The organism is Kaistia geumhonensis, assembly GCF_030815145.1.
GTDB classification, from domain to species: domain Bacteria; phylum Pseudomonadota; class Alphaproteobacteria; order Rhizobiales; family Kaistiaceae; genus Kaistia; species Kaistia geumhonensis.
In genome coordinates, this window is sequence record NZ_JAUSWJ010000001.1 from 2,192,847 (window position 1) to 2,211,786 (window position 18,940).

Here is an 18,940-nt window from a genome sequence, read left to right on the forward strand (position 1 = left end):
GCATTTCGCCGTCGCTGGGATTATCCCTTGAGGGAGGGTCAGATGAGCGGCGGGATATCGGGCGAGATCGGCACCTCGATCACCACCGGCCGATTGCCGGCAAAGCCTGCGGTGACCCGCGCCTTCAGGGCTTCGAGATCCGAAATCCGCTCCGCGTCGCAGCCATAGCCACGCGCGAGACTGACGATGTCGATGCCGGGGATATCGAGGCCGGGGACGCCCGGCGTCTCCTCGAGGACGGCGAAGGATTTCAGGATGCCGTATTCGCCGTTGCGCAACACGATGAACACCATGGGCAGATCGTTCTGCACCGCCGTCCACAGCGCCTGCAGCGAATACTGGAACGAGCCGTCGCCGACGATCATCAGCACCGGACGCTTGCGCCCGGTGTCGCGCTCGCCCAGCGCGATGCCGACCGAGGCCGGAAGGCTCCAGCCGAGGCCGCCGCTGGCGAAGGTGAAGAAGCTCGCCGGCTCCGTGATCGGCCACCAGCGATGCAGGTCGGCGAGATTGGACGGCGTCTCCTCGACCAGCACGGCATGATCGGGCCGGATCTCCGCGAGCGCCGCGAAGACGTCGGCTGCCATGGGCACGCCGTCCTTCCCGCCCGGCGCGGCATCGGGATGGCGGGCGGGATGCGGCGCCATGCGCTGCGCCAGCGGAGCGATGGTCCGCGCCGGCCGCTCCTTCTTCTCGACGAGATCGACGAGCGCCGCGGTCGCGAGCACCGCATCGGCGACAAGGCTGTCGCCGACCGGGGCACGGGACGTCTCGGCGGGATCGTCGCTGATGTGAAGCAGGGTCAGACCGGCCGGAAGATAGCCGCCGGCGACATAGGGATAATAGCGGAAGACCGGCGCGCCGATGACGATGGCGACGTCATGCCCCTTGAGGCGATCCGCGAGCGGACCGATGGCGAAGGGCAGGCCCCCGACATAGAGCGGGTGATCCTCCGGGAACGGCGTCCGCTCGCTGGCGGGCGCGGCATAGACCGCGGCGCCGAGCTTCTCGGCGAGCGCGACCGCCGCCGGCCAGCCATTGCCGCGGTCGATGGCGGCACCGAAGATCAGGGCCGGCGCGGAGGCGGCGGAAAGGATATCGGCGAAGGATTTCAGCCGCTCCATGTCCGGCGCGACGCGGTGGCCGACCGTGCGCAGCAGCGCTTCGCCGGACAGCGGCTTGTCCCAGTCGTCGAGCGGCAGCGAGAGGAAGACCGGCCCGGCCGGCGCCTGCACGGCGGTCGCGTAGGCGCGCATCAGGGCCGCCGGGACATCCTCCGGCCGCGCCGGCTCATAGGCCCATTTCACCCAGGGGCGCGGCAGCATGGTCGCGTCGACATTGGTGAGCCACGGCTCCATCAGCAGCATCTCGCGGGTCTGCTGCCCGGCCGTGACGATGAGCGGCGTCTTGTTGAGAAACGCGGTGATCAGGTTGCCCATCGCGTTGCCGAGGCCGGCGGCCGTGTGGACATTGACGATCGCCGGCTTGCCCGTCGCCTGCGCATAGCCGTCGGCGATCGCGATGGCGGACGCCTCCTGAAGCGCAAGATGATAGGTGAAGTCCGCAGGGAAATCCTTGAGGAAAGTCTCCTCGGTCGACCCGGGATTCCCGAAGAAAGTGGTCAATCCCAATCGGCGCAACAGATCGTGCGTCACTGAACGAACGGTCGACATAGCGGCTCCACCCGGCGAAAACTGCAAAGAACTGGAAGTTTGGCGAACGAACTTCATTCTTCGCGCGGCACGGGTTAACGCGATGCAAAATCGCCCGCGGATTCATCCAGGGACACACGCATCGCGATCAGATCGTGATCCGAAATCGCGGCGCCGGCCTCGTCCACGGCCGGGACGGTCGCCGGACCGCGCACGGAAAGGCCGCGGGTGAACAGCCAGTCGAGCCTGTGGAAGGGCGGCTGCGGCTTGCCGTCGGGAAGCGTGCGCATCGTGACGTCCCGCGTGTTCGATCCCCGCCAGTCGAAGCCCGACGCCGCCATCGCCGCGAACAGCGGCTCATGCGCCGCCGGATCGTCCCACCAGAGCGCGGCATCGGCGTCGAGCGCCTTGGTGTTGAAATCGCCGCCGATCACGACGGGGAGCCCGTCCGCGAGCCGGTCCACGCTAGCGAGCAGCCGCGCGACCTGGCGGGCGCGATCGGCGGGATCGGATTTGCTCTCGAGATGCACGCTGACGGCGAGGAACGGGCCGGAAGCCGCCGCGAGCCGCGCCGCGATCGCCATGCGCCAGCCGAGCCGGCGCTGCCCCTTGGGCGCGTCCAGCCACCACACCGCGCCGTCGTCGAGGCGGATCAGCGCCGCGTCCTCGATCGGGAGGCGCGAGAGCAGCGCATTGCCGTGGAAGCCGGTGCGATTGCTCTCGCCGCGATGCCAGCGCCGCTCGCGATCGTCGCCAAGGCCGAGTTCGACGAACTCGACGCCATAGGCGTAGCCCATGCCGCAGTCGGCGGCGAGATCGGCGGCGGTGTGGCGGTTGCCGGAGCGGGCCATGCCGCAATCGGTCTCGGTGAGCAGCAGCACATCGGCCGCGGTCGCCGCGACGAGCGCCGCCGAGGCGGCGCGATGCTTCAGCCGCTCCGCGTTCCAGGCCGCGATCCGCAGCACTGGCCCCGGCGGCGTCACCGCCGGCGCGCCCTTCACCTCCAGCGCGTTGAAGGCCGGCAGGTCGAGCGCCAGGCGATCATGCTCGGCACGCGTAAGCTCGGCCCTCTCGGCCTCCTCGAACAGTGTCGCCGGCGGCTTCGGCAGGGCCGGAACCGCCGAGGTGACGACATGCGGGAAGAGGGAACCGCCGAGCCGCTTCGCGAAGGACATGGTCAGGCGGCCGCGGCGGCGTGACGGGCGTTGACGCGGGCCGCGAGGGCGCGGGCCCGTTCCAGGGACTCGGCGCGCTCGGCAGCGAAGCGCTCGCCGATCTCCATGATGAGCGCGGTTCCGGGCATGACCTCGATCTCGTCGAACAGCGCCTCGAACGGCAGGTCGCCCCAGCCGAGCGGCAGATGCAGATCGCCGATGCCGAGCGCGATGGCCTCGCTCTGGTAGTAGAACTTGTCCATCGTGTAGGGCCGGCCGAAGCTGTCATGGAGATGGAGATGGCCGCTCACCGGCGCCATGGCCATGATCTCGTGGCGAAGATCGGCGCCGGTCCGCGTCGCCTCGATATAGGCATGGCTGAAATCGATGAGCCCGACGAGATGCGGGCTGCCGACCGAGCGGACGGTGGCGGCGACCTCGGACGGCAGCTGGCGATATTCGGCGTCGGACACGGCGAAGATGTTCTCGAGCGCGATGCGGATGCCATGCCGGGCGGCGACCACCGCCATCTCGGCCAGCGCCGCGCGCTCCACCAGGTCGTGATGGCGCAGCTGCGGCCGCGATCCGTTCCTGGCCTGGCCCGAATGATGGACCAGCGTGTCGGCGCCGATCCGGTCGCAGAGCTCGATCATCGCCCCGACCGCGGCCTTCTGATAGGCGAGATGCGCCTCGTCCATGAAGTTGGACACGATCAGGCCGTGCACCGTGTAGCGGATGTCGAACTTGCCGCAGATCTCGGCGAAGCGCTTCGCCCGACCCTCGATGATGCGGCCGCCGGAGATCAGGTCCTCGCCGAACAGGCCGAGCTCGACGACATCGGCGCCGAGATCGACAATCGCGGCGATCGATGCCTCGAGGCTCGCGAGATCGCCGCGACCGGGGCTGGTCGAAAAGCCGACATGCGAGATGGGCAGCGGTGCGGTCATGGCGGGACTCTCCCTCAGTTCTGGCTGGCGGAAGCCTGCGCCGGGCTCATGTCGCCTTCGAGACGAATGCCGGAGCGGGCGTCGAAAAGGTGGATGTCGGCGGGATCGACGGCGATGCCGACGGCCGTGCCCGGCTCGAGCGCGACCGGCTCGCTGACGGCCACGGCGAAGGAGAGGCCATCGAGATCGGTATGCACGACGCGGCCGGCACCGAGTTCCTCGACGAAATCGACGGTCGCCGGCAGGGCGCCCGGCGTCTCCGGCGCGACGAGACGGGCCGCCTCGGCGCGGATGCCGAGCGTGACGTCGTGGCCGACCAGGCGGCGTTCCAGCGCGAAGGGGACCGGGATGCTGCGCTGCGCGTCATAGACGAAGGCGCCCTGCCGATCGATCCTGCCTTCCATGAGGTTCATCGCCGGCGAGCCGACGAAGCTCGCGACGAAGCGGCTGGCGGGGCGGCGATAGACCTCGGAGGGCGAGCCGACCTGCTCGATGCGGCCGGCATTCATGACGACGAGACGGTCGCCGAGCGTCATCGCCTCGACCTGGTCATGCGTGACGAAGATCGAGGTGGCGCCGAGGCGGCGATGCAGGCGGCGGATCTCCGCCCGCATGGCGACACGGAGCTTCGCGTCGAGATTGCTGAGCGGCTCGTCGAACAGGAACACCTTCGGCTCGCGCACGATGGCGCGGGCCATGGCGACGCGCTGCCGCTGGCCGCCGGAGAGCGCCGCCGGCCGGCGGTCGAGGAAGGCCTCGAGATTGACGATCTTGGCCGTGGCGGCGACCCGCGCCGCCCGTTCCGCCTTCGGCACGCCGGCGACCTTCAGCGCGTAGCCGATGTTCTCCGCGACCGTCATGTGCGGATAGAGGGCGTAGTTCTGGAAGACCATGGCGCAGCCGCGCTCGCGCGGCTCCAGCCTGTTCACGACGTTGCCGTCGATGACGATCTCGCCCTGGCTGATCTCCTCGAGCCCGGCCACCATGCGCAGTAGCGTGGACTTGCCGCAGCCCGACGGGCCGAGAATGACGATGAACTCCCCCGAGGCAATGTCGAGGTCGACGCCGTGGACGACGGCGTTCTTCTGGTAGGACTTGCGGACGCCGCGGATGACGATCGAGGCCATGGTCGGGCTCCTCACTTCTCGGTTGAGATCAGGCCGCGCACGAACCAGCGCTGCATCAGGATCACGACGATCAGCGGCGGCAGCATGATGATGAGCGTGCCGGCCATCGCGACATTCCAGTCGGGCAGGCCGAATTCGGACGGGATCAGCGCCCGCAGCTCGGTGACGGCGATGCCGAACTTCGGATCGGTCGTGACGAGCAGCGGCCACAGATACTGGTTCCACGACCAGACGAACATGATGGTGAAGAGCGCGATCATGTTCGGGCGCGACAGCGGCAGCAGCATGTCGACGAAGAAGCGGACCGGGCCGGAGCCATCCATCTTGGCCGCCTCGGCGAGTTCGTCGGGGATGGTCAGGTAGAACTGCCGGTAGAGGAAGGTACCGGTCGCGGTCGCGACGAGCGGCAGGATGAGGCCGGGATAGGAGTTGAGCAGCCCCCATTCCAGCTTCACCTCGATCCCCGACACCCTCTGCACGAGCCAGGTGATGCCCGTCGTGTCGAGGATCGCCTGGAAGGGCGCCAGCGCGTTGGCCGCGACCGCATAGGTCGGGACAATGCGGACCTCGAGCGGCAGCATCAGCGTGACGAAGATCGCCCAGAACAGCGCCGATCGGCCGGGAAAGCGGAAATAGACGATGGAGAAGGCCGCCATCGCCGAGAGGATGACCTTGCCGCAGGCGACGGCCGTGGCGAACAGCACCGAATTGAACAGCTTCACGCCGAGATCGGCGCGCTGCCACGCCTCGGCGAGATTGGCGAAGAGATCGCGGCCCGGCACCAGCGGCATCGGGACCGTGTTCACCGTGCGGATATCGTGCGTCGCGGCGATGATCACGATGGCGAAGGGCACCAGCGCGATCAGGAGCCCGAGGAACAGGATCGCCTGGCAGATGGCGTCGAAGACCGGGGTGCGCTCGACCATGCCGCGCCTCCTTACTTGTAGTGCACGCGCCGCTCGATGAAGCGGAACTGCACGACGGTGAGCAGGATGACGAGCAGCATCAGGATGATCGACTGCGCTGCGGCGCCGGAATAGTCGAGGCCTTTGAAGCCGTCGAAATAGATCTTGTAGACCATGAGCTCGGTCGCCCGCGCCGGCCCGCCCTGGGTCATGATGTCGACGATGCCGAAGGAGTCCTGGAAGCTCTCGGTGATGTTGATCACGAGCAGGAAGAACAGGGTCGGCGTCAGCAGCGGCAGCTGGATGTCGAGGATGCGGCGCGCCGGGCCGGCGCCGTCCATCGCCGCGGCCTCTGTCAGCGAGCGGGGGATGGAAGCGAGCGCCGAGAGGAAGAAGATGAAGTTGTAGCCGATATATTTCCACGAGAAGGCGATGACGATCGCGATCATCGCATCGGTGCCGTCGAGCGCCGGATTCCAGAGGCCGGGCGACAGGTGGTTGATCACCGAGAGAAGCCCCGCCTCGGGCGCGAGGATGAAGCGGAATGCGAGCCCCAGCGCCGGCGCGGCGATGGCATAGGGCCAGACGAGGACCGAGCGATAGGCGCGGTGAAAGCGCAGCTCGCGATCGGTGAAGAGCGCCAGGACGAGGGCGAGCCCCATGGCGATGACGGTAGAGGCGAGCGCGAAGACGAGGCTGCGGACGACCGAGTTCCAGTAGACCGGATCGGCGAGCAGCTGCTGGAAATTCTGGAAGCCCACCCACTGGTTGCCGCCGCCCCAGGGCTGCTCCAGCGTGAAGGCCCAATAGAGCGCCTGCCCGCTCGGCCAGTAGAAGAAGACGAAGATCAGCAACAGCATCGGCGCCACGAAAAGGAGGCCGATGGTCGTCGAGGAGAAGGTGGCGCGCTTTTCCATGGTTCTCGATCGATGCCGCCCCGCGAGCCTTCGCGTCTCCGCGAGGGAGAGGTCGGCGGCGGTGCCGGCGGGCGAGGGCTTTCGGACCATCCGGAAAGGCCACGCCCCTCACCGGGACCTGCGGCCCAACCCTTCGGAGAAGTGAAGAACCCCTGCCGGAGAAGCCGGCAGGGGTCGTTCCGTGCGTGTCAGCCTCAGGGCAGCTGCTTGCCCTTGTAGGTCTGCTCGAAGCGGCGGAGGATCTGGTTGCCGCGGGCCGCGGCCTCGTCGAGCGAGGTCTGGACATCGGCATTGTTGATGAAGATCGCCTGCAGGCCGTTCGCCATTTCCTGGCGGATCTGCAGGAGGCCGCCGAGGCGGATGCCCGGATAGGACTTGGCATCATCGGCCGGCGAGGCGGTCAGGCTCTTGATCGCCAGCTCGCGGCCGGCATAGGGAGCCTTCTCGTAGAAGCCTTCCTTGACCAGATAGTCGTAGCCGGAGTTGCGGACCGGGATGTAGCCGGTCACCGTCGACCACTCCAGAGCCTCTTCAGGCTTGGCGATGAAGTTGAAGAAGGCGGCCGCGCCCTTGTATTCCGCGTCCGACTTGCCGGAGAGCACCCAGAGCGAGGCGCCGCCGACGAAGGAGTGCTTGCGCTCGGTGCCGGCATAGACCGGGAGCATCGCGACGCCCCAGTTCATGCCCGGCTTGGCGGTGCGGCCGATATTGCCGTGGTCGCCGACCGAGGTCAGGATGACCTGGCAGTCGCCCGCCGCGAAGGCCTCGACGAAGGTCTGGCCGGTCTCCTTGGACTTCAGAACGGCCTCGCCGTTGTCGTACCAGCCCTTCAGGTCCTTGATGTACTTGACCCAGAGGCCCTTGTTGAAGACGAGCTCGGCATCGAGGCCCTCATAGCCGTTGCGCTTTGTGGCGATCGGCTCGCCATGCACGGCCATGAACTGCTCGCCATACTGCCAGATCTCGTCGCGCGAGATGTTGAAGCCGAGCGGGCAGGCATAGCCGGCGGCCTTCAGCGCCTTGAAGTCCTCGGCCGCCTCTTCCCAGGTCGCCGGCGCATGGTCCTTACCGATCTTGGCGAAGGCGTCCTTGTTCCAGTAGAGCAGCGGCGTCGAGGAATTGAAGGGGAACGAATACATGTCGCCCTTCGAGGTCGCGTAGTACGACTTGATGCCCGAGAAATAGTCGTTCCAGTCGACGTTGTAGCCCATGTCGGCCATCAGCTTGTTGGCCGGATAGAAAGCGCCGGACAGCATGATGTCGAGCGTGCCCGCGTCCGAGACCTGGGCGATGGTCGGCTGCTTGCCGGCGCGGAACGCGGCGATGGTGTTCTGCAGCGAGGCGTCGTAGGAGCCCTGCGAGGTGCACACGACCTCGTAGTCCGACTGGGACTTGTTGAAGCGGTCGCACTGCTCCTGGACGCGCTTGGCGATGTCGCCGGTATTGCCGAACCAGAAGTCGATCTTCGTCGTCTCGGCCATGGCCGGGCCGGCCAGCAGCGCGGAGATCGCGAGCATGCCGGCGGCGCCGAGGAATTTGGCGTGCATGGAAGAAGCCTCACGGAAATTCGGGGTGGAGCGCCGCAGGCCGGCGCGACGGCACCCCGCTTAACCGATCGAGGCCGCGGTTAGTAATGAAGTTTACATGACAGGACGGCTTACTATTTGCTGGCTAACGACACGCTTCGCGGACCCTCAGACGGTGAGGCCGGCGACGACCAGACGCCAGACGGCTTCATAGCTGGCGTCGATGCCGGGATCCGACCATTCCTCAGCATGGGCTGGGTTGTGGAAGCGCGTGGTCGCGTCGAGAAGGGCGCGCGCCGTCTCGTCCGGGTCGACCGGGCGGAACTCGCCCCGCGCGATGCCGTCCTCGATGATGGCGGCCGCCTGCCGGGCGAGTTCCCCGACATGGGTCTCGATCGCTATCCCGCTCTCGTCGAAGAGCGCGCGATAGGCGGCGAAGAGTTCCTTGTCGGGCGAGACGCGCTTGCTGCGCTTCGTCGTCACGAGCGCGTCCAGCCAGCGCTTCAGCCGCTGCGGCGCAGGCCCCTCTTCGGCGACGATCGCCTTCAGCGGCGCCGAGACGCCCTCCAGCCAGCGGCGCACGACAGCCTCGCGCAGGTCGGCCTTGGAGGCGAAATGCCGGTAGACGCTGCCATGGCTGACGCCGAGCGCGCGCGCCACGTCGACGACATTCGCCTTCTGGGGGCCGAAGCGGCGGAGCACGTCCTCTGCCGCTTCGAGAATCCGTTCGCGCGTCAGCGCGTCATGTTCGGCCATTCTCACTCAACCATGGGCGCCGTACCGGTCCTTCTCGCTGTCGAGATGCGCCATCTGTGCGGCAGCATAGCGCTCTCCGGCTGCGGCGCCAGCCGGGACCGCCGCCTCGATTGCCGCGAGGTCGTGCGCCGTGAGGGCGATGTCGAGCGCGCCCAGCGTCTCGGCGAGCCGGTCCCGCCGACGCGCACCGATCACCGGAACGATGTCCTCGCCGCGCGCGAGCACCCATGCGATCGCGATCTGGGCCACCGTGACGCCGCGCGCCTCGGCGATCGCGCGGAGCGCCTCGACGAGGGCAAGGTTGCGGTCGAGATTGTCGCCCTGGAAGCGCGGCGAGAACCGGCGGAAGTCGGTCCCATCCGCGCCGCTCTCGCGCCTCCAGTGGCCGGAGATCAGCCCACGTGCCAAGACGCCATAGGCGGTGATGCCGATCCCGAGCTCGCGGGTCGTCGCCAGGATGCCGCGCTCGATGGTGCGCGAGATCAGCGAATATTCGATCTGGAGGTCGGCGATGGGATGGACGGCGGCGGCGCGGCGGATGGTATCGGCGCCCACTTCGGAGAGACCGACATGGCGGACATAGCCGGCCCTCACCATGTCGGCCATGGCGCCGACCGTGTCCTCGATCGGCACGGCGGGATCGAGCCGCGCCGGACGGTAGATGTCGACATGATCGGTGCCGAGCCGCTTCAGCGTGTAGGCGAGCGCGGTCTTGACCGCGGCCGGGCGCGCGTCGAAGCCGAGCCAGCTGCCGTCCGGCCCCCGCATCGCGCCGAACTTGACGCTGAGCAGGACCTTGTCGCGGCGGCCGCCGGCAAGCGCCTCGGCGACCAGCATCTCGTTGTGGCCCATGTCATAGAAATCGCCGGTGTCGACGAGCGTGATCCCCGCCTCGACCGCTGCATGGATGGTGGCGATGCTCTCGCCGCGATCGGCCGGGCCATAGGCGCCCGACATGCCCATGGTGCCGAGCCCGATGGGAGAGACAAGCGGTCCGGCGGCGCCGAGCTTGCGCATCTGCATGATTGGCCTCCTTGATGGCTGCACGCCGTTATGCATCATCAAGTAACATATTTCAATATCTGTCATTGCGACTTCTAAGGCTGCGCGACCTCGCCAGGTCTGTGGCAGACTGAACCGTGGAGGCTGCTATGGCGCGTTCGGAACGGTTGCTCGATCTCATCCAGGAACTGCGCCGGCACCGGATGCCGGTGAGCGGCGCCGCGCTTGCCGAGGCGCTCGGCGTCAGCCTCCGGACGCTCTACCGCGACATCGCGACTCTGAAGGGCCAGGGCGCGGACATCGAGGGCGAGCCGGGGCTTGGCTATGTGCTGAAGCCGGGCTTCCTCCTGCCGCCGCTGATGTTCTCGCATGAGGAGATCGAGGCGCTGGTGCTCGGCATGCGGCTGGTCGGCGCGCAGGGCGATCCGCCGCTCCAGCGCGCGGCACAGCACGCGCTGACCCGAATCGCCGCTGTTCTTCCCGACGATCTCAGGACCGACCTCGAGGCGTCGACCCTGATCGTGGCGCCGCTGAAGCCGCCCGTGCACCAGGTCGACCTCGCATCGATCCGCGCCGCCATCCGCTCCGAGCAGAAGGTCGCGATCGGCTATGCCGACGCCGCCGGCACCGTCACCGACCGCGTCGTCTGGCCCTTCGCCCTCGGCTTCTTCGAGAAGGTGCGGGTGCTCGTCGCCTGGTGCGAATTGCGCGAGGACTTCCGTCATTTCCGCACCGACCGGATCGCGACGCTGGCGAGCGTCGGGGCGCGCTATCCCCGTCGCCGTGCGGCGCTACTCAAGGACTGGCGCGCAAGGCCGGAGGCGGCAGGCCATGGCTGAACCATGCTGACAGAAACTGGCAGCACCCTCGCCTAGGTTCGTCCCGTCCGCAACCCGAAGGGAACGCCGTCATGGCCGCTGCCAATCTGATCATTCTCTATGTTGAAAATTGTTCGAAAAGCACCGCTTTTTATCGCGATTTGTTGGAGCGCGAGCCCGACGTCGCGGCGCCGAATTTCTCGTCCTTCACGCTGACCGACGGCATGTCGCTCGGCCTCTGGACCCGCTCCAGCGTCCAGCCCCCGGCGGCTGCCGGCGGCGCCGAAGGTGAGGTCGCCTTCATGCTGAAGACGCCGGCCGAGATCGAGGCAAGGCTTGCCGACTGGACGAGCCGCGGACTTCCGATCGCGCAGCCGCTCACCACGATGGATTTCGGGCCGACCTTCGTCGCGCTCGATCCGGACGGTCACCGCCTCAGGGTCTGCCTCTTCGACGCCTGACCGCGCGAAGAACCCTTCACCCAGCCTGATCCACCGAATTGTATGCAATCCGACAGGATTGCATACAACCTCCTCCGGAGTTGGCGACAAGTAATGAGACTGTCAAACACTGTACCACCGCACGGATTGCGACGTCTCCGTCACGCCCGCAGACGTATTCCTGCCGTCGCCCTCCAGTCCACGCAGATATCCTCTTTCGCTCTCTAGAGGCTGACGCCGAGGCGCTCCGTCCAGACGAGGCCCTCTGTGGTATCGCCGCGCGGCTTGTATTCGCAGCCGACCCAACCGCGATAGCCGAGTTCTTCCAGAGCCGTGAATATCGCCGGATAGGCGATCTCGCCTTCGTCCGGTTCGGCGCGGCTGGGTACGGCGGCGATCTGGACATGGCCGATCAGCGGGAAGAACCGGCGCAGCCGCGTCAGCACGTCGCCGGTGGCGACACCGACATGGTAGACATCGAAGAGAAGGCGGACATTGTCGAGGCCGACCGCCTCGGCGATCTCGGCGGCCTCGTCGACGCGGCTGTAGAAATAGCCGGGCTTGTCGCGCGGATTGATCGCCTCGAGCAGCAGCGTCACGCCGTCCCGCGCCGCTTCGTCGGCCGCCCGCCGCAGATTGGCGATGAAGGTAGTGCGGCTCGCCGGCGTGTCGTCGATGACGCCCGCCATCGCGTGGATCGAGGTCGCGCCGGTCGCCCGGCAGAAAGCGACAGCCTCTGCGACCGAAGCCTCGAATTCGCCCTCGCGGCCCGGCAGCGCGCCGAGCCCGAACTCGCCGGCCGCGACATTGCCGCGGACGGTGTTGACGCCGGTGACGACGACGCCCGCCTCGGCAGCAGCAGCCGCGACGCTCTCGGCCGGCACATCATAGGGCCAGTGCATCTCGACTGCGGAAAATCCGGCGCGGCCGGCGGCGGCGATGCGTCCGGCGAGCGGCAGCTCGGCCCAGAGAAAGCCGAGATTGGCGGAAAAGCGCAGCATGTCCCCTCCCCTGTCAGGCGACGAAGCGGCCGCCGAGTTCGTCCTCGATATGAGCCTCGATGATCTCGTCGAACCGCAACTCGGCGACAAAACCGAGCTCGGCGGCCCGGCGGACGTCGAAATCGGTCGGCCAGCCGGCAACGATGCGCTCGATGGTCGGATCGCTCTCTCGGCGAATGCGGGCGACGACCTTTTCGCCGGCGATGCGGCGGAGCGCCTCGATCTCGTCGCCGACCGTGCAGGAAAGGCCCGGCAGCGAGATGGCGCGGCGCGGCCCGATGCGGCCGCCCTCGAGCGTCGCGGCATGCTTCAGGAAGCCGACGGCGGCGCGCGGCGAGGCGAACCAGTGGCGCACGTTCTCGGAGACCGGCAGCACGGCCTCGTGGCCGGCGAGCGGCTCGCGGATGATGTTTGAGAAGAAGCCCGACGCCGCCTTGTTCGGCTTACCCGGGCGCACGCAGATCGTCGGCAGGCGGATGGCGACACCGTCGAAGAAGCCGCGCCGGGTGTAGTCGGAAAGAAGCAGTTCGCCGATCGCCTTCTGCGTGCCGTAGCTTGTCAGCGGCGTGGTGAAATAGTCGTCGGGGATCTTGTCCGGGAAGGGCGCGCCGAACACGGCGATCGACGAGGTGAAGACGACGCGCGGCGCATAGCCGTCGCCAACGAGGCGGATCGCGTCGAAGAGATAGCGGGTACCGTCGAGATTGATGCGGTAGCCCTTGTCGAAATCGGCCTCGGCCTCCCCCGAGACGATCGCGGCGAGATGGAAGACGACATCCGGCCGAGCCGCGACCAGCGACGCGGCGACGCCCGGCTCGGAGATGTCGGCGGCGCGGCGTTCGACAGCGCCCGCGAAGCCCTCCGGCTGGGGCGGCTCGACGACATCGACCAGCGTCAGGCGCTCCAGGGCGCGTTCGCCCAGCCCGCCATCGGCCACCAGCGCCGCGGTCAGCTTGCGGCCGACCATGCCGGCAGCCCCCAGGATCAGCACATGCATCGTCTCGTCCCTCCCGTCGGTTCTTGATATCGGTTCAATACGACTGGGCGGCCGCATGCAAGCGGCAACACAACCGGCCGCGGCTGTCAGCGCCAGAGGCCCCGCATGCGCGCGGCGAGATCGACCGGCGCCGCAGGCCGTTCCATCCGGCCGGCCACGATTGCCTCCGGCGGCGGCCAGGCACGCTGGCGGAAGTGGGGCAGCAGCGCCGGCGGGATGAAGCGGGTGCGCGCGGCATAGACATGCCGGTCGCCGCCGCGCGGCTGGCCATGCACGAAGAAGCGCTGCGGTACCATGAGATGCAGGTCTTCCTTGGCGCGCGTCATCGCAACATAGAGCAGCCGCCGCTCCTCCTCGATCTCGGCGGAGGAGCCGGTGCCGAGATCGGAAGGGATGCAACCGTCGACCGCGTTGAGCAGGAAGACCTGGCTCCACTCCTGGCCCTTGGCGGAATGGATGGTGGAGAGGATCAGGTAGTCCTCGTCGAGCAGCGGAACGCCGGACTCGTCCGAGGTCGCATCGGGCGGATCGAGCGTCAGTTCGGTGAGGAAGCGCTCGCGCGTCGGGAAGGTGGCGGCGATGGCGGCGAGCTGGCCGAGATCGAGAGCCCGCACGGCGGCATCCTCGTATCGCCGCTCGAGCCGCGGCTCGTACCAGGCGCTGAGCGCGGCGAGCTCGCCGGGCCAGCCGATGCTGCGCGTGGCGAGCGCCGCCATCAGGGTCGCAAAGGCCGTCCAGTCCTCGCGGGCGCGGGCCGGCGGGGCAAAAGCGGCGAGCGCGGCCGCGGGATCGGCGACGGCAGCCAGTTCGTCGAGAAGGCGGCCGGCCGTGCCGGGGCCGACGCCCTCGACGAGCTGCACGGCGCGGAAGGCGGCGACGCGGTCGCGCGGATTCTCGGCAAAGCGCAGCAGCGCCAGCAGATCCTTGACATGTGCCGCGTCGAGGAACTTGAGCCCGCCGAACTTCACGAAGGGGATGTTGCGGCGGGTCAGTTCGACCTCCAGCGGACCGCTGTGATGCGAGGCGCGGAAGAGCACCGCCTGCGCCTTCAGCGCCGTTCCGTATTCGCGGGCAGCGAGGACGCGCTCGACGACATAGCGCGCCTGGTCCGTCTCGTCGCGGACGGCAACGAGCGTCGGCGGCTCGCCACCCGCGCGATCGGTCCAGAGGTCTTTGGTAAAGCGCTCCTGCGCCAGCCCGATCACGGCATTGGCCGCAGCGAGGATCGGCGCCGTCGAGCGGTAGTTGCGCGCGAGCGTCACGATGGTGGCCGGCGGATCAAAGGCCTTGGGAAAATCGAGGATGTTGCGCAGCTCGGCGGCGCGGAAGGAGTAGATCGACTGCGCGTCGTCGCCGACGACGGTGAGCCCGTCGCCGCGCGGCTTCAGGCGATAGAGGATCGAGGCCTGCAGGCGGTTGGTGTCCTGGAACTCGTCGACCAGCACATGGTCGAACCGCGACGCGACGCTCTCGGCGATCGCCGGTTCCGCCATGGCGTGGGCGAGATAGAGCAGCAGGTCGTCGTAATCGAGCACGTTCTGCCGCTGCTTGGCCTCGACATAGGCCGCGAACAGCGCCGCCAGTTCGTCCTTCCACATGGCGCACCACGGGAAGACCTCGATCAGCGCCGTCTCGAGCGGCATCTCGGCATTCACGACACGCGAATAGACGGCGAGGCAGGTGCCTTTCTGCGGAAAGCGGCTCTCCTTCTTCGAGAAGCCGAGCTCGTGCCGCGAGAGGTTCATGAGGTCGGCCGAATCCTCGCGGTCGTGGATGGTGAAGGCCGGGTCGAGGCCGATCCAGGATGCGTATTCGCGCAGGAGCCGGGCGCCGACGGCATGGAAGGTTCCCGACCAGAGCAGCGCGCCGGCCAGCGCCTCGGCGCGCTCGCCGAAGCTGGCCGCGGCGATCCGCTCCACGCGACGCGCCATTTCCGTTGCGGCGCGGCGCGAGAAGGTCAGCATCAGGATGCGGCCGGGATCGGCGCCGTTGCGGATCAGATGCGCGACGCGATGGGCGAGCGTGTTCGTCTTGCCCGACCCGGCGCCGGCGACGATCAGCAGCGGCCCCTGGCTGCCGGCCGTGATGCCGTGCTCGGCGGCGCGGCGCTGGTCGTCATTCAGCCGCGCGAGGGGGTCGGCGCTCATGTCTCTTCAGCTTCTAGTCGAATCGGCGCGGCCGGGGCGCTACGATTGCAGCACAATTCGCGTTTTGTTCGCAATGGCGGCGCCATCCGTTGAAAGGAAACGAGCGCCGTGCCACCATTGAACCATGGCACGCGGCAGTGCAGCATGTTATGCCGCAGCGCACTTTGCCCAGAGGATCGTTGATGACCGGTTCGAAGATCGTTCCCGTTATTCTCGCTGGTGGTTCGGGAACCCGGCTTTGGCCCATCTCCCGCGACAGCCTGCCAAAGCAGTTCCTCGGTCTCGGATCGCCGAAGACCTTCTATCAGGAGACGCTGCTGCGCCTGCCCGAGAAGAGCAGCGGCGTGACCGACCCGATTGTCGTGACCAGCGATGATTTCCGCTTCTTCGCGCGCCGCCAGGCGGCCGAAGTCGGCGTCGAGGCGACCGTCGTTCTGGAGCCGGCCCGTCGCGATTCCGCCGCTGCGATGATCGTCGCCGCCCGCATCGCGCAGCAGCGCTATGGCGACGACTGCCTCGTGCTGGCGCTCGCCGCCGATCACCTCGTGCCCGACGCCAAGACCTTCCGCAGCGCCTGCCTGACGGCGGCCACCGTCGCCGAGGAAGGCTATATCGTCACCTTCGGCATCACGCCGACGGAGCCGCGCACCAGCTACGGCTATATCCGGCCCGGCGCGCCGCTCGGCGTTCCCGGCTCGTTCAAGGTCGAGCGTTTCGTCGAGAAGCCGAACCGCGAGACGGCCGAGGGCTATCTCGCCGAGGGCTATCTCTGGAATTCCGGCAATTTCATCTTCCCCGCCGCGCTGATGATCGCCGAGGCGGAGAAGTTCGAGCCCGAGATCGCCGCCGGGGCGGCCGAAGCGGTTGCGACCGCCACCGAGGACCTCGGCTTCATCCGGCTCGGCAAGGGCGCCTTCCTGGCGACACCGGCCAAGTCGATCGACTACGCGGTGCTCGAGCGCACCGACAAGGCCGCCGTCGTCGAAGGCCGCTTCGCCTGGTCCGACATCGGCAGCTGGGATGCGGTGCGCGAACTCGGCACGCCGAGCGAAGAGGGCAATGTCACCTTCGGCCCGGTCTCGCTGCTCGACAGCCGCAACGCCTTCGTCCATTCCGAAGGCCCGCTCGTCACCGGCATCGGCCTCGACGGTTTCACGGTCATCGCCTCGGACGACGCCATTCTCGTGATGCCGACCGACCGCAGCCAGGACGTGAAGCATCTCGTCGCCGGCCTCAAGGCCGAGAAGCGCAACGAGGCCAACGAGCACATCAAGATCCACCGCCCCTGGGGCACCTACCAGACGATCTGCCGCGGCGAGCGCTTCCATGTGAAGAAGATCGTCGTCGACCCCGGCGCGATCCTGTCGCTGCAGAAGCATCACCACCGCGCCGAGCACTGGGTGATCGTCAAGGGTACCGCCGAGGTGACGCTGGGCGACAAGGTCTACACGGTGAACGAGAACGAATCGACCTATCTGCCGATCGGCTCGATCCACCGCGTCGCCAATCCCGGCAAGATCCCGCTCGAGCTGATCGAGGTCCAGACCGGCTCCTATCTTGGCGAGGACGACATCGTCCGCCTCGAAGACAAATACGCCCGCGTGTGAGAAGAGCACTCGCGCGCGGAAGCGCTCGAACATCATGATGCCGTCGTGCCCGGGCTCTGCCCGGGCACGATTGTTTTGGGCTCGTCGATGAAGGCGCGGATGGCCACGACGAGCGCGGCCATGACGGCTGGTGAGGCTGGAACCTCCCCCCTCACTTCTCCAGGCGGGCGATGAGGCTCGACGTGTCCCAGCGATTGCCGCCCATGGCCTGGACATCGCCATAGAACTGGTCGACCAGCGCCGTCACCGGCAGCTTCGCGCCGTTCCGCCGCGCCTCGTCGAGACAGATGCCGAGATCCTTGCGCATCCAGTCGACCGCGAAGCCGAAGTCGAACGAGCCGGCATTCATCGTCTTGTAGCGGTTCTCCATCTGCCACGACTGCGCGGCGCCCTTGGAGATCACCTCGATCACGGCCTCCACATCCAGGCCGGCGCGCTTTCCGAAATGCAGCGCCTCGGCGAGGCCCTGCACGACGCCGGCGATGCAGATCTGGTTCATCATCTTGGCGAGCTGTCCGGCGCCGGACGGGCCGAGCAGACGGCACGCCCTCGCATAGGCACTGATGACCGGCTCGGCCTTGTCGAAATCCGCCTGATCGCCGCCGCACATCACTGTCAGAACGCCGTTCTCGGCGCCGGCCTGCCCGCCCGAGACGGGGGCGTCGACGAAGCCGAAGCCGCGCTCGCGCGCCGCCGCGTCGAGCTCACGCGCGACATCGGCCGAAGCGGTCGTGTGATCGACGAAGACGGTCCCGGCCGCCATGGCGCCGAACGCGCCTACGGAGCCGATGGTCACGGCGCGCAGATCGTCGTCATTGCCGACGCAGCAGAAGACGATCTCCTGGCCTTCGGCCGCGAGCGCCGGCGTCGCCGCCATCCGTCCGCCATGGGCCGTGACGAAGGATTCCGCCTTCGCAGCGGTCCGATTATAGACGGTCACGTCATGGCCCTTGGCCGCGAGATGGCGCGCCATCGGATAGCCCATGACGCCAAGACCGAGAAACGCCACCTTTGCCATTGCCTTGCTCCCAGATTTCCAGAGGGCGCGAGGGTAGCCGCGACAGACGGCATCTTCTAGACTCTGAAATCGTTTCAAGGGAGGAAGGCCGATGCCGCAGCAACCGCCGCTCGCCGTTTCAAGCTGGAGCCTGCATCGCGCGCTGGGGCTCGCCTGGTACAACCGGCCGGACAATGACGTCGAGCCGAAAGCCGAGGAGACATGGGGCAAGGGCTCGATGACGCTGCTCGAATTCCCCGCGGCCGTCGCCTCCCTCGGCATCGACCGCGTCGAGATCTGCTCCTTCCACATCAGGACCCGCAATCCGGCCTATCTCGGCGAACTCAGCGCCGCGCTGGCGGCAAGCGGCGTGACGCTCCAGACGCTGCTGATCGAATATGGCGACATCTCCAATCCCGAGACGGCCGAGCGCGACCTCGCCTGGATCGAGCGCTGGATCGATACGGCGGCGATCCTCGGCGCGGAGAAGGCGCGCGTCATCGCCGGCAAGTCGAAACCGACGCAGGAAGCACTGGCTCTGAGCGCCGCCGGCCTCTCGCGCCTCGGCCGGCACGGTGCCTCGCGGGGCGTCGAGATCGTCACGGAAAACTGGTTCGATCTCCTCGCGACTCCGGCCGATGTCGACGCGCTCTTCCGGCAGATCGACGGTCCCGTCGGCCTCAATGGCGATTTCGGCAACTGGGACGGGCCGACCAAATATGCCGATCTGCGCGCGATCTTCCCGCGCGCGGTCTGCTGCCATGCCAAGGGCGACTTTTCTTCGGGCGCGCTCGACGATGCCGACTACGGCGCCTGCCTCGATGCCGCGACGGAGGCCGGATTCCACGGCCCCTACACGCTGATCTATGACGGGCCCGACCCGGACGAACTCGGCCATCTCGCCATCGAGCGCGACTTCATCCGCGGCCGTTTCGCCTGACCGGTCG

Annotated in this window: 17 protein-coding genes; 4 read left to right on the forward strand and 13 right to left on the reverse strand. The window is 67.8% G+C overall.

Going from position 1 to position 18,940, the window contains the following annotated elements:
- Positions 1 to 38: 38 nt before the first annotated feature.
- The 9 genes from mdlC to QO015_RS10450 form a co-directional block, all read right to left on the reverse strand.
- Positions 39 to 1,730: a benzoylformate decarboxylase gene (gene mdlC / locus QO015_RS10410; RefSeq protein WP_307289691.1), complete on the reverse strand. Its 1,692-nt coding sequence runs from the start codon at positions 1,728 to 1,730 to the stop codon at positions 39 to 41.
- Between the two features lie 17 nt (positions 1,731 to 1,747).
- Positions 1,748 to 2,827 carry an endonuclease/exonuclease/phosphatase family protein gene (locus tag QO015_RS10415; protein WP_266279590.1) on the reverse strand — a complete coding sequence of 360 codons (1,080 nt, stop codon included), beginning with the start codon at positions 2,825 to 2,827 and terminating at the stop codon, positions 1,748 to 1,750.
- Between the two features lie 2 nt (positions 2,828 to 2,829).
- Positions 2,830 to 3,753, reverse strand: coding sequence for a sugar phosphate isomerase/epimerase family protein (locus tag QO015_RS10420; protein WP_266279589.1), 924 nt, complete (start codon positions 3,751 to 3,753; stop codon positions 2,830 to 2,832).
- 14 nt (positions 3,754 to 3,767) lie between these two features.
- Positions 3,768 to 4,880, reverse strand: coding sequence for a sn-glycerol-3-phosphate ABC transporter ATP-binding protein UgpC (gene ugpC, locus QO015_RS10425; protein ID WP_266279588.1), 1,113 nt, complete (start codon positions 4,878 to 4,880; stop codon positions 3,768 to 3,770).
- 11 nt (positions 4,881 to 4,891) lie between these two features.
- Entirely contained in the window at positions 4,892 to 5,806 is a 915-nt protein-coding gene (locus QO015_RS10430; RefSeq protein WP_266279586.1) for an ABC transporter permease subunit, read from the reverse strand.
- Between the two features lie 11 nt (positions 5,807 to 5,817).
- The gene (locus QO015_RS10435) at positions 5,818 to 6,702 is read right to left on the reverse strand and encodes a carbohydrate ABC transporter permease (protein WP_266279585.1); all 885 of its coding nucleotides are present in this window, start codon (positions 6,700 to 6,702) and stop codon (positions 5,818 to 5,820) included.
- A gap of 194 nt (positions 6,703 to 6,896) precedes the next feature.
- A complete protein-coding gene (locus QO015_RS10440) occupies positions 6,897 to 8,249 on the reverse strand; it encodes an extracellular solute-binding protein (RefSeq protein ID WP_266279583.1) in 1,353 nt (450 codons plus the stop codon).
- A gap of 147 nt (positions 8,250 to 8,396) precedes the next feature.
- Entirely contained in the window at positions 8,397 to 8,984 is a 588-nt protein-coding gene (locus QO015_RS10445) for a TetR/AcrR family transcriptional regulator (RefSeq protein ID WP_266279581.1), read from the reverse strand.
- Between the two features lie 6 nt (positions 8,985 to 8,990).
- Positions 8,991 to 10,007 carry an aldo/keto reductase gene (locus QO015_RS10450; RefSeq protein WP_266279580.1) on the reverse strand — a complete coding sequence of 339 codons (1,017 nt, stop codon included), beginning with the start codon at positions 10,005 to 10,007 and terminating at the stop codon, positions 8,991 to 8,993.
- A 128-nt stretch (positions 10,008 to 10,135) separates the two neighbouring features.
- Here QO015_RS10450 and QO015_RS10455 point away from each other — a divergent pair, with 128 nt between their 5' ends.
- Complete coding sequence (locus QO015_RS10455; protein ID WP_266279578.1) at positions 10,136 to 10,825, forward strand: helix-turn-helix transcriptional regulator; 690 nt, start codon at positions 10,136 to 10,138, stop codon at positions 10,823 to 10,825.
- 71 nt (positions 10,826 to 10,896) lie between these two features.
- The gene (locus QO015_RS10460; RefSeq protein WP_266279576.1) at positions 10,897 to 11,265 is read left to right on the forward strand and encodes a VOC family protein; all 369 of its coding nucleotides are present in this window, start codon (positions 10,897 to 10,899) and stop codon (positions 11,263 to 11,265) included.
- A gap of 203 nt (positions 11,266 to 11,468) precedes the next feature.
- On the opposite strand, the gene QO015_RS10465 is transcribed toward QO015_RS10460, so the two are convergent.
- The 3 genes from QO015_RS10465 to QO015_RS10475 form a co-directional block, all read right to left on the reverse strand.
- Positions 11,469 to 12,245 carry a hydroxypyruvate isomerase family protein gene (locus QO015_RS10465; RefSeq protein WP_266279575.1) on the reverse strand — a complete coding sequence of 259 codons (777 nt, stop codon included), beginning with the start codon at positions 12,243 to 12,245 and terminating at the stop codon, positions 11,469 to 11,471.
- 13 nt (positions 12,246 to 12,258) lie between these two features.
- Complete coding sequence (gene denD / locus QO015_RS10470; RefSeq protein WP_266279573.1) at positions 12,259 to 13,242, reverse strand: D-erythronate dehydrogenase; 984 nt, start codon at positions 13,240 to 13,242, stop codon at positions 12,259 to 12,261.
- A gap of 86 nt (positions 13,243 to 13,328) precedes the next feature.
- Positions 13,329 to 15,389: an ATP-dependent helicase gene (locus QO015_RS10475; protein ID WP_266279572.1), complete on the reverse strand. Its 2,061-nt coding sequence runs from the start codon at positions 15,387 to 15,389 to the stop codon at positions 13,329 to 13,331.
- A 182-nt stretch (positions 15,390 to 15,571) separates the two neighbouring features.
- Between QO015_RS10475 and QO015_RS10480 the strand changes: the two genes are divergently transcribed.
- Positions 15,572 to 16,996, forward strand: a complete 1,425-nt coding sequence (locus QO015_RS10480; RefSeq protein ID WP_266279570.1) for a mannose-1-phosphate guanylyltransferase/mannose-6-phosphate isomerase — start codon at positions 15,572 to 15,574, stop codon at positions 16,994 to 16,996.
- A gap of 151 nt (positions 16,997 to 17,147) precedes the next feature.
- Here the strand turns inward: QO015_RS10480 and QO015_RS10485 are convergent, their stop codons facing one another.
- Positions 17,148 to 18,014: an NAD(P)-dependent oxidoreductase gene (locus QO015_RS10485; protein ID WP_266279569.1), complete on the reverse strand. Its 867-nt coding sequence runs from the start codon at positions 18,012 to 18,014 to the stop codon at positions 17,148 to 17,150.
- Positions 18,015 to 18,105: 91 nt separating this feature from the next.
- On the opposite strand from QO015_RS10485, the gene QO015_RS10490 reads away from it, so the two are divergent.
- Complete coding sequence (locus tag QO015_RS10490; protein WP_266279568.1) at positions 18,106 to 18,933, forward strand: sugar phosphate isomerase/epimerase family protein; 828 nt, start codon at positions 18,106 to 18,108, stop codon at positions 18,931 to 18,933.
- Positions 18,934 to 18,940 lie beyond the last annotated feature (7 nt).

What these genes read in the sequence shown, in the direction of transcription:
- mdlC (WP_307289691.1), bottom strand. Translation starts at nt 1,730, where the DNA reads ATGAAGTTCGTTCGCCAAACTTCCAGTTCTTTGCAGTTTTCGCCGGGT.
- QO015_RS10415 (WP_266279590.1), bottom strand. Translation starts at nt 2,827, where the DNA reads ATGTCCTTCGCGAAGCGGCTCGGCGGTTCCCTCTTCCCGCATGTCGTC.
- QO015_RS10420 (WP_266279589.1), bottom strand. Translation starts at nt 3,753, where the DNA reads ATGACCGCACCGCTGCCCATCTCGCATGTCGGCTTTTCGACCAGCCCC.
- ugpC (WP_266279588.1), bottom strand. Translation starts at nt 4,880, where the DNA reads ATGGCCTCGATCGTCATCCGCGGCGTCCGCAAGTCCTACCAGAAGAAC.
- QO015_RS10430 (WP_266279586.1), bottom strand. Translation starts at nt 5,806, where the DNA reads ATGGTCGAGCGCACCCCGGTCTTCGACGCCATCTGCCAGGCGATCCTG.
- QO015_RS10435 (WP_266279585.1), bottom strand. Translation starts at nt 6,702, where the DNA reads ATGGAAAAGCGCGCCACCTTCTCCTCGACGACCATCGGCCTCCTTTTC.
- QO015_RS10440 (WP_266279583.1), bottom strand. Translation starts at nt 8,249, where the DNA reads ATGCACGCCAAATTCCTCGGCGCCGCCGGCATGCTCGCGATCTCCGCG.
- QO015_RS10445 (WP_266279581.1), bottom strand. Translation starts at nt 8,984, where the DNA reads ATGGCCGAACATGACGCGCTGACGCGCGAACGGATTCTCGAAGCGGCA.
- QO015_RS10450 (WP_266279580.1), bottom strand. Translation starts at nt 10,007, where the DNA reads ATGCAGATGCGCAAGCTCGGCGCCGCCGGACCGCTTGTCTCTCCCATC.
- QO015_RS10455 (WP_266279578.1), top strand. Translation starts at nt 10,136, where the DNA reads ATGGCGCGTTCGGAACGGTTGCTCGATCTCATCCAGGAACTGCGCCGG.
- QO015_RS10460 (WP_266279576.1), top strand. Translation starts at nt 10,897, where the DNA reads ATGGCCGCTGCCAATCTGATCATTCTCTATGTTGAAAATTGTTCGAAA.
- QO015_RS10465 (WP_266279575.1), bottom strand. Translation starts at nt 12,245, where the DNA reads ATGCTGCGCTTTTCCGCCAATCTCGGCTTTCTCTGGGCCGAGCTGCCG.
- denD (WP_266279573.1), bottom strand. Translation starts at nt 13,242, where the DNA reads ATGCATGTGCTGATCCTGGGGGCTGCCGGCATGGTCGGCCGCAAGCTG.
- QO015_RS10475 (WP_266279572.1), bottom strand. Translation starts at nt 15,389, where the DNA reads ATGAGCGCCGACCCCCTCGCGCGGCTGAATGACGACCAGCGCCGCGCC.
- QO015_RS10480 (WP_266279570.1), top strand. Translation starts at nt 15,572, where the DNA reads ATGACCGGTTCGAAGATCGTTCCCGTTATTCTCGCTGGTGGTTCGGGA.
- QO015_RS10485 (WP_266279569.1), bottom strand. Translation starts at nt 18,014, where the DNA reads ATGGCAAAGGTGGCGTTTCTCGGTCTTGGCGTCATGGGCTATCCGATG.
- QO015_RS10490 (WP_266279568.1), top strand. Translation starts at nt 18,106, where the DNA reads ATGCCGCAGCAACCGCCGCTCGCCGTTTCAAGCTGGAGCCTGCATCGC.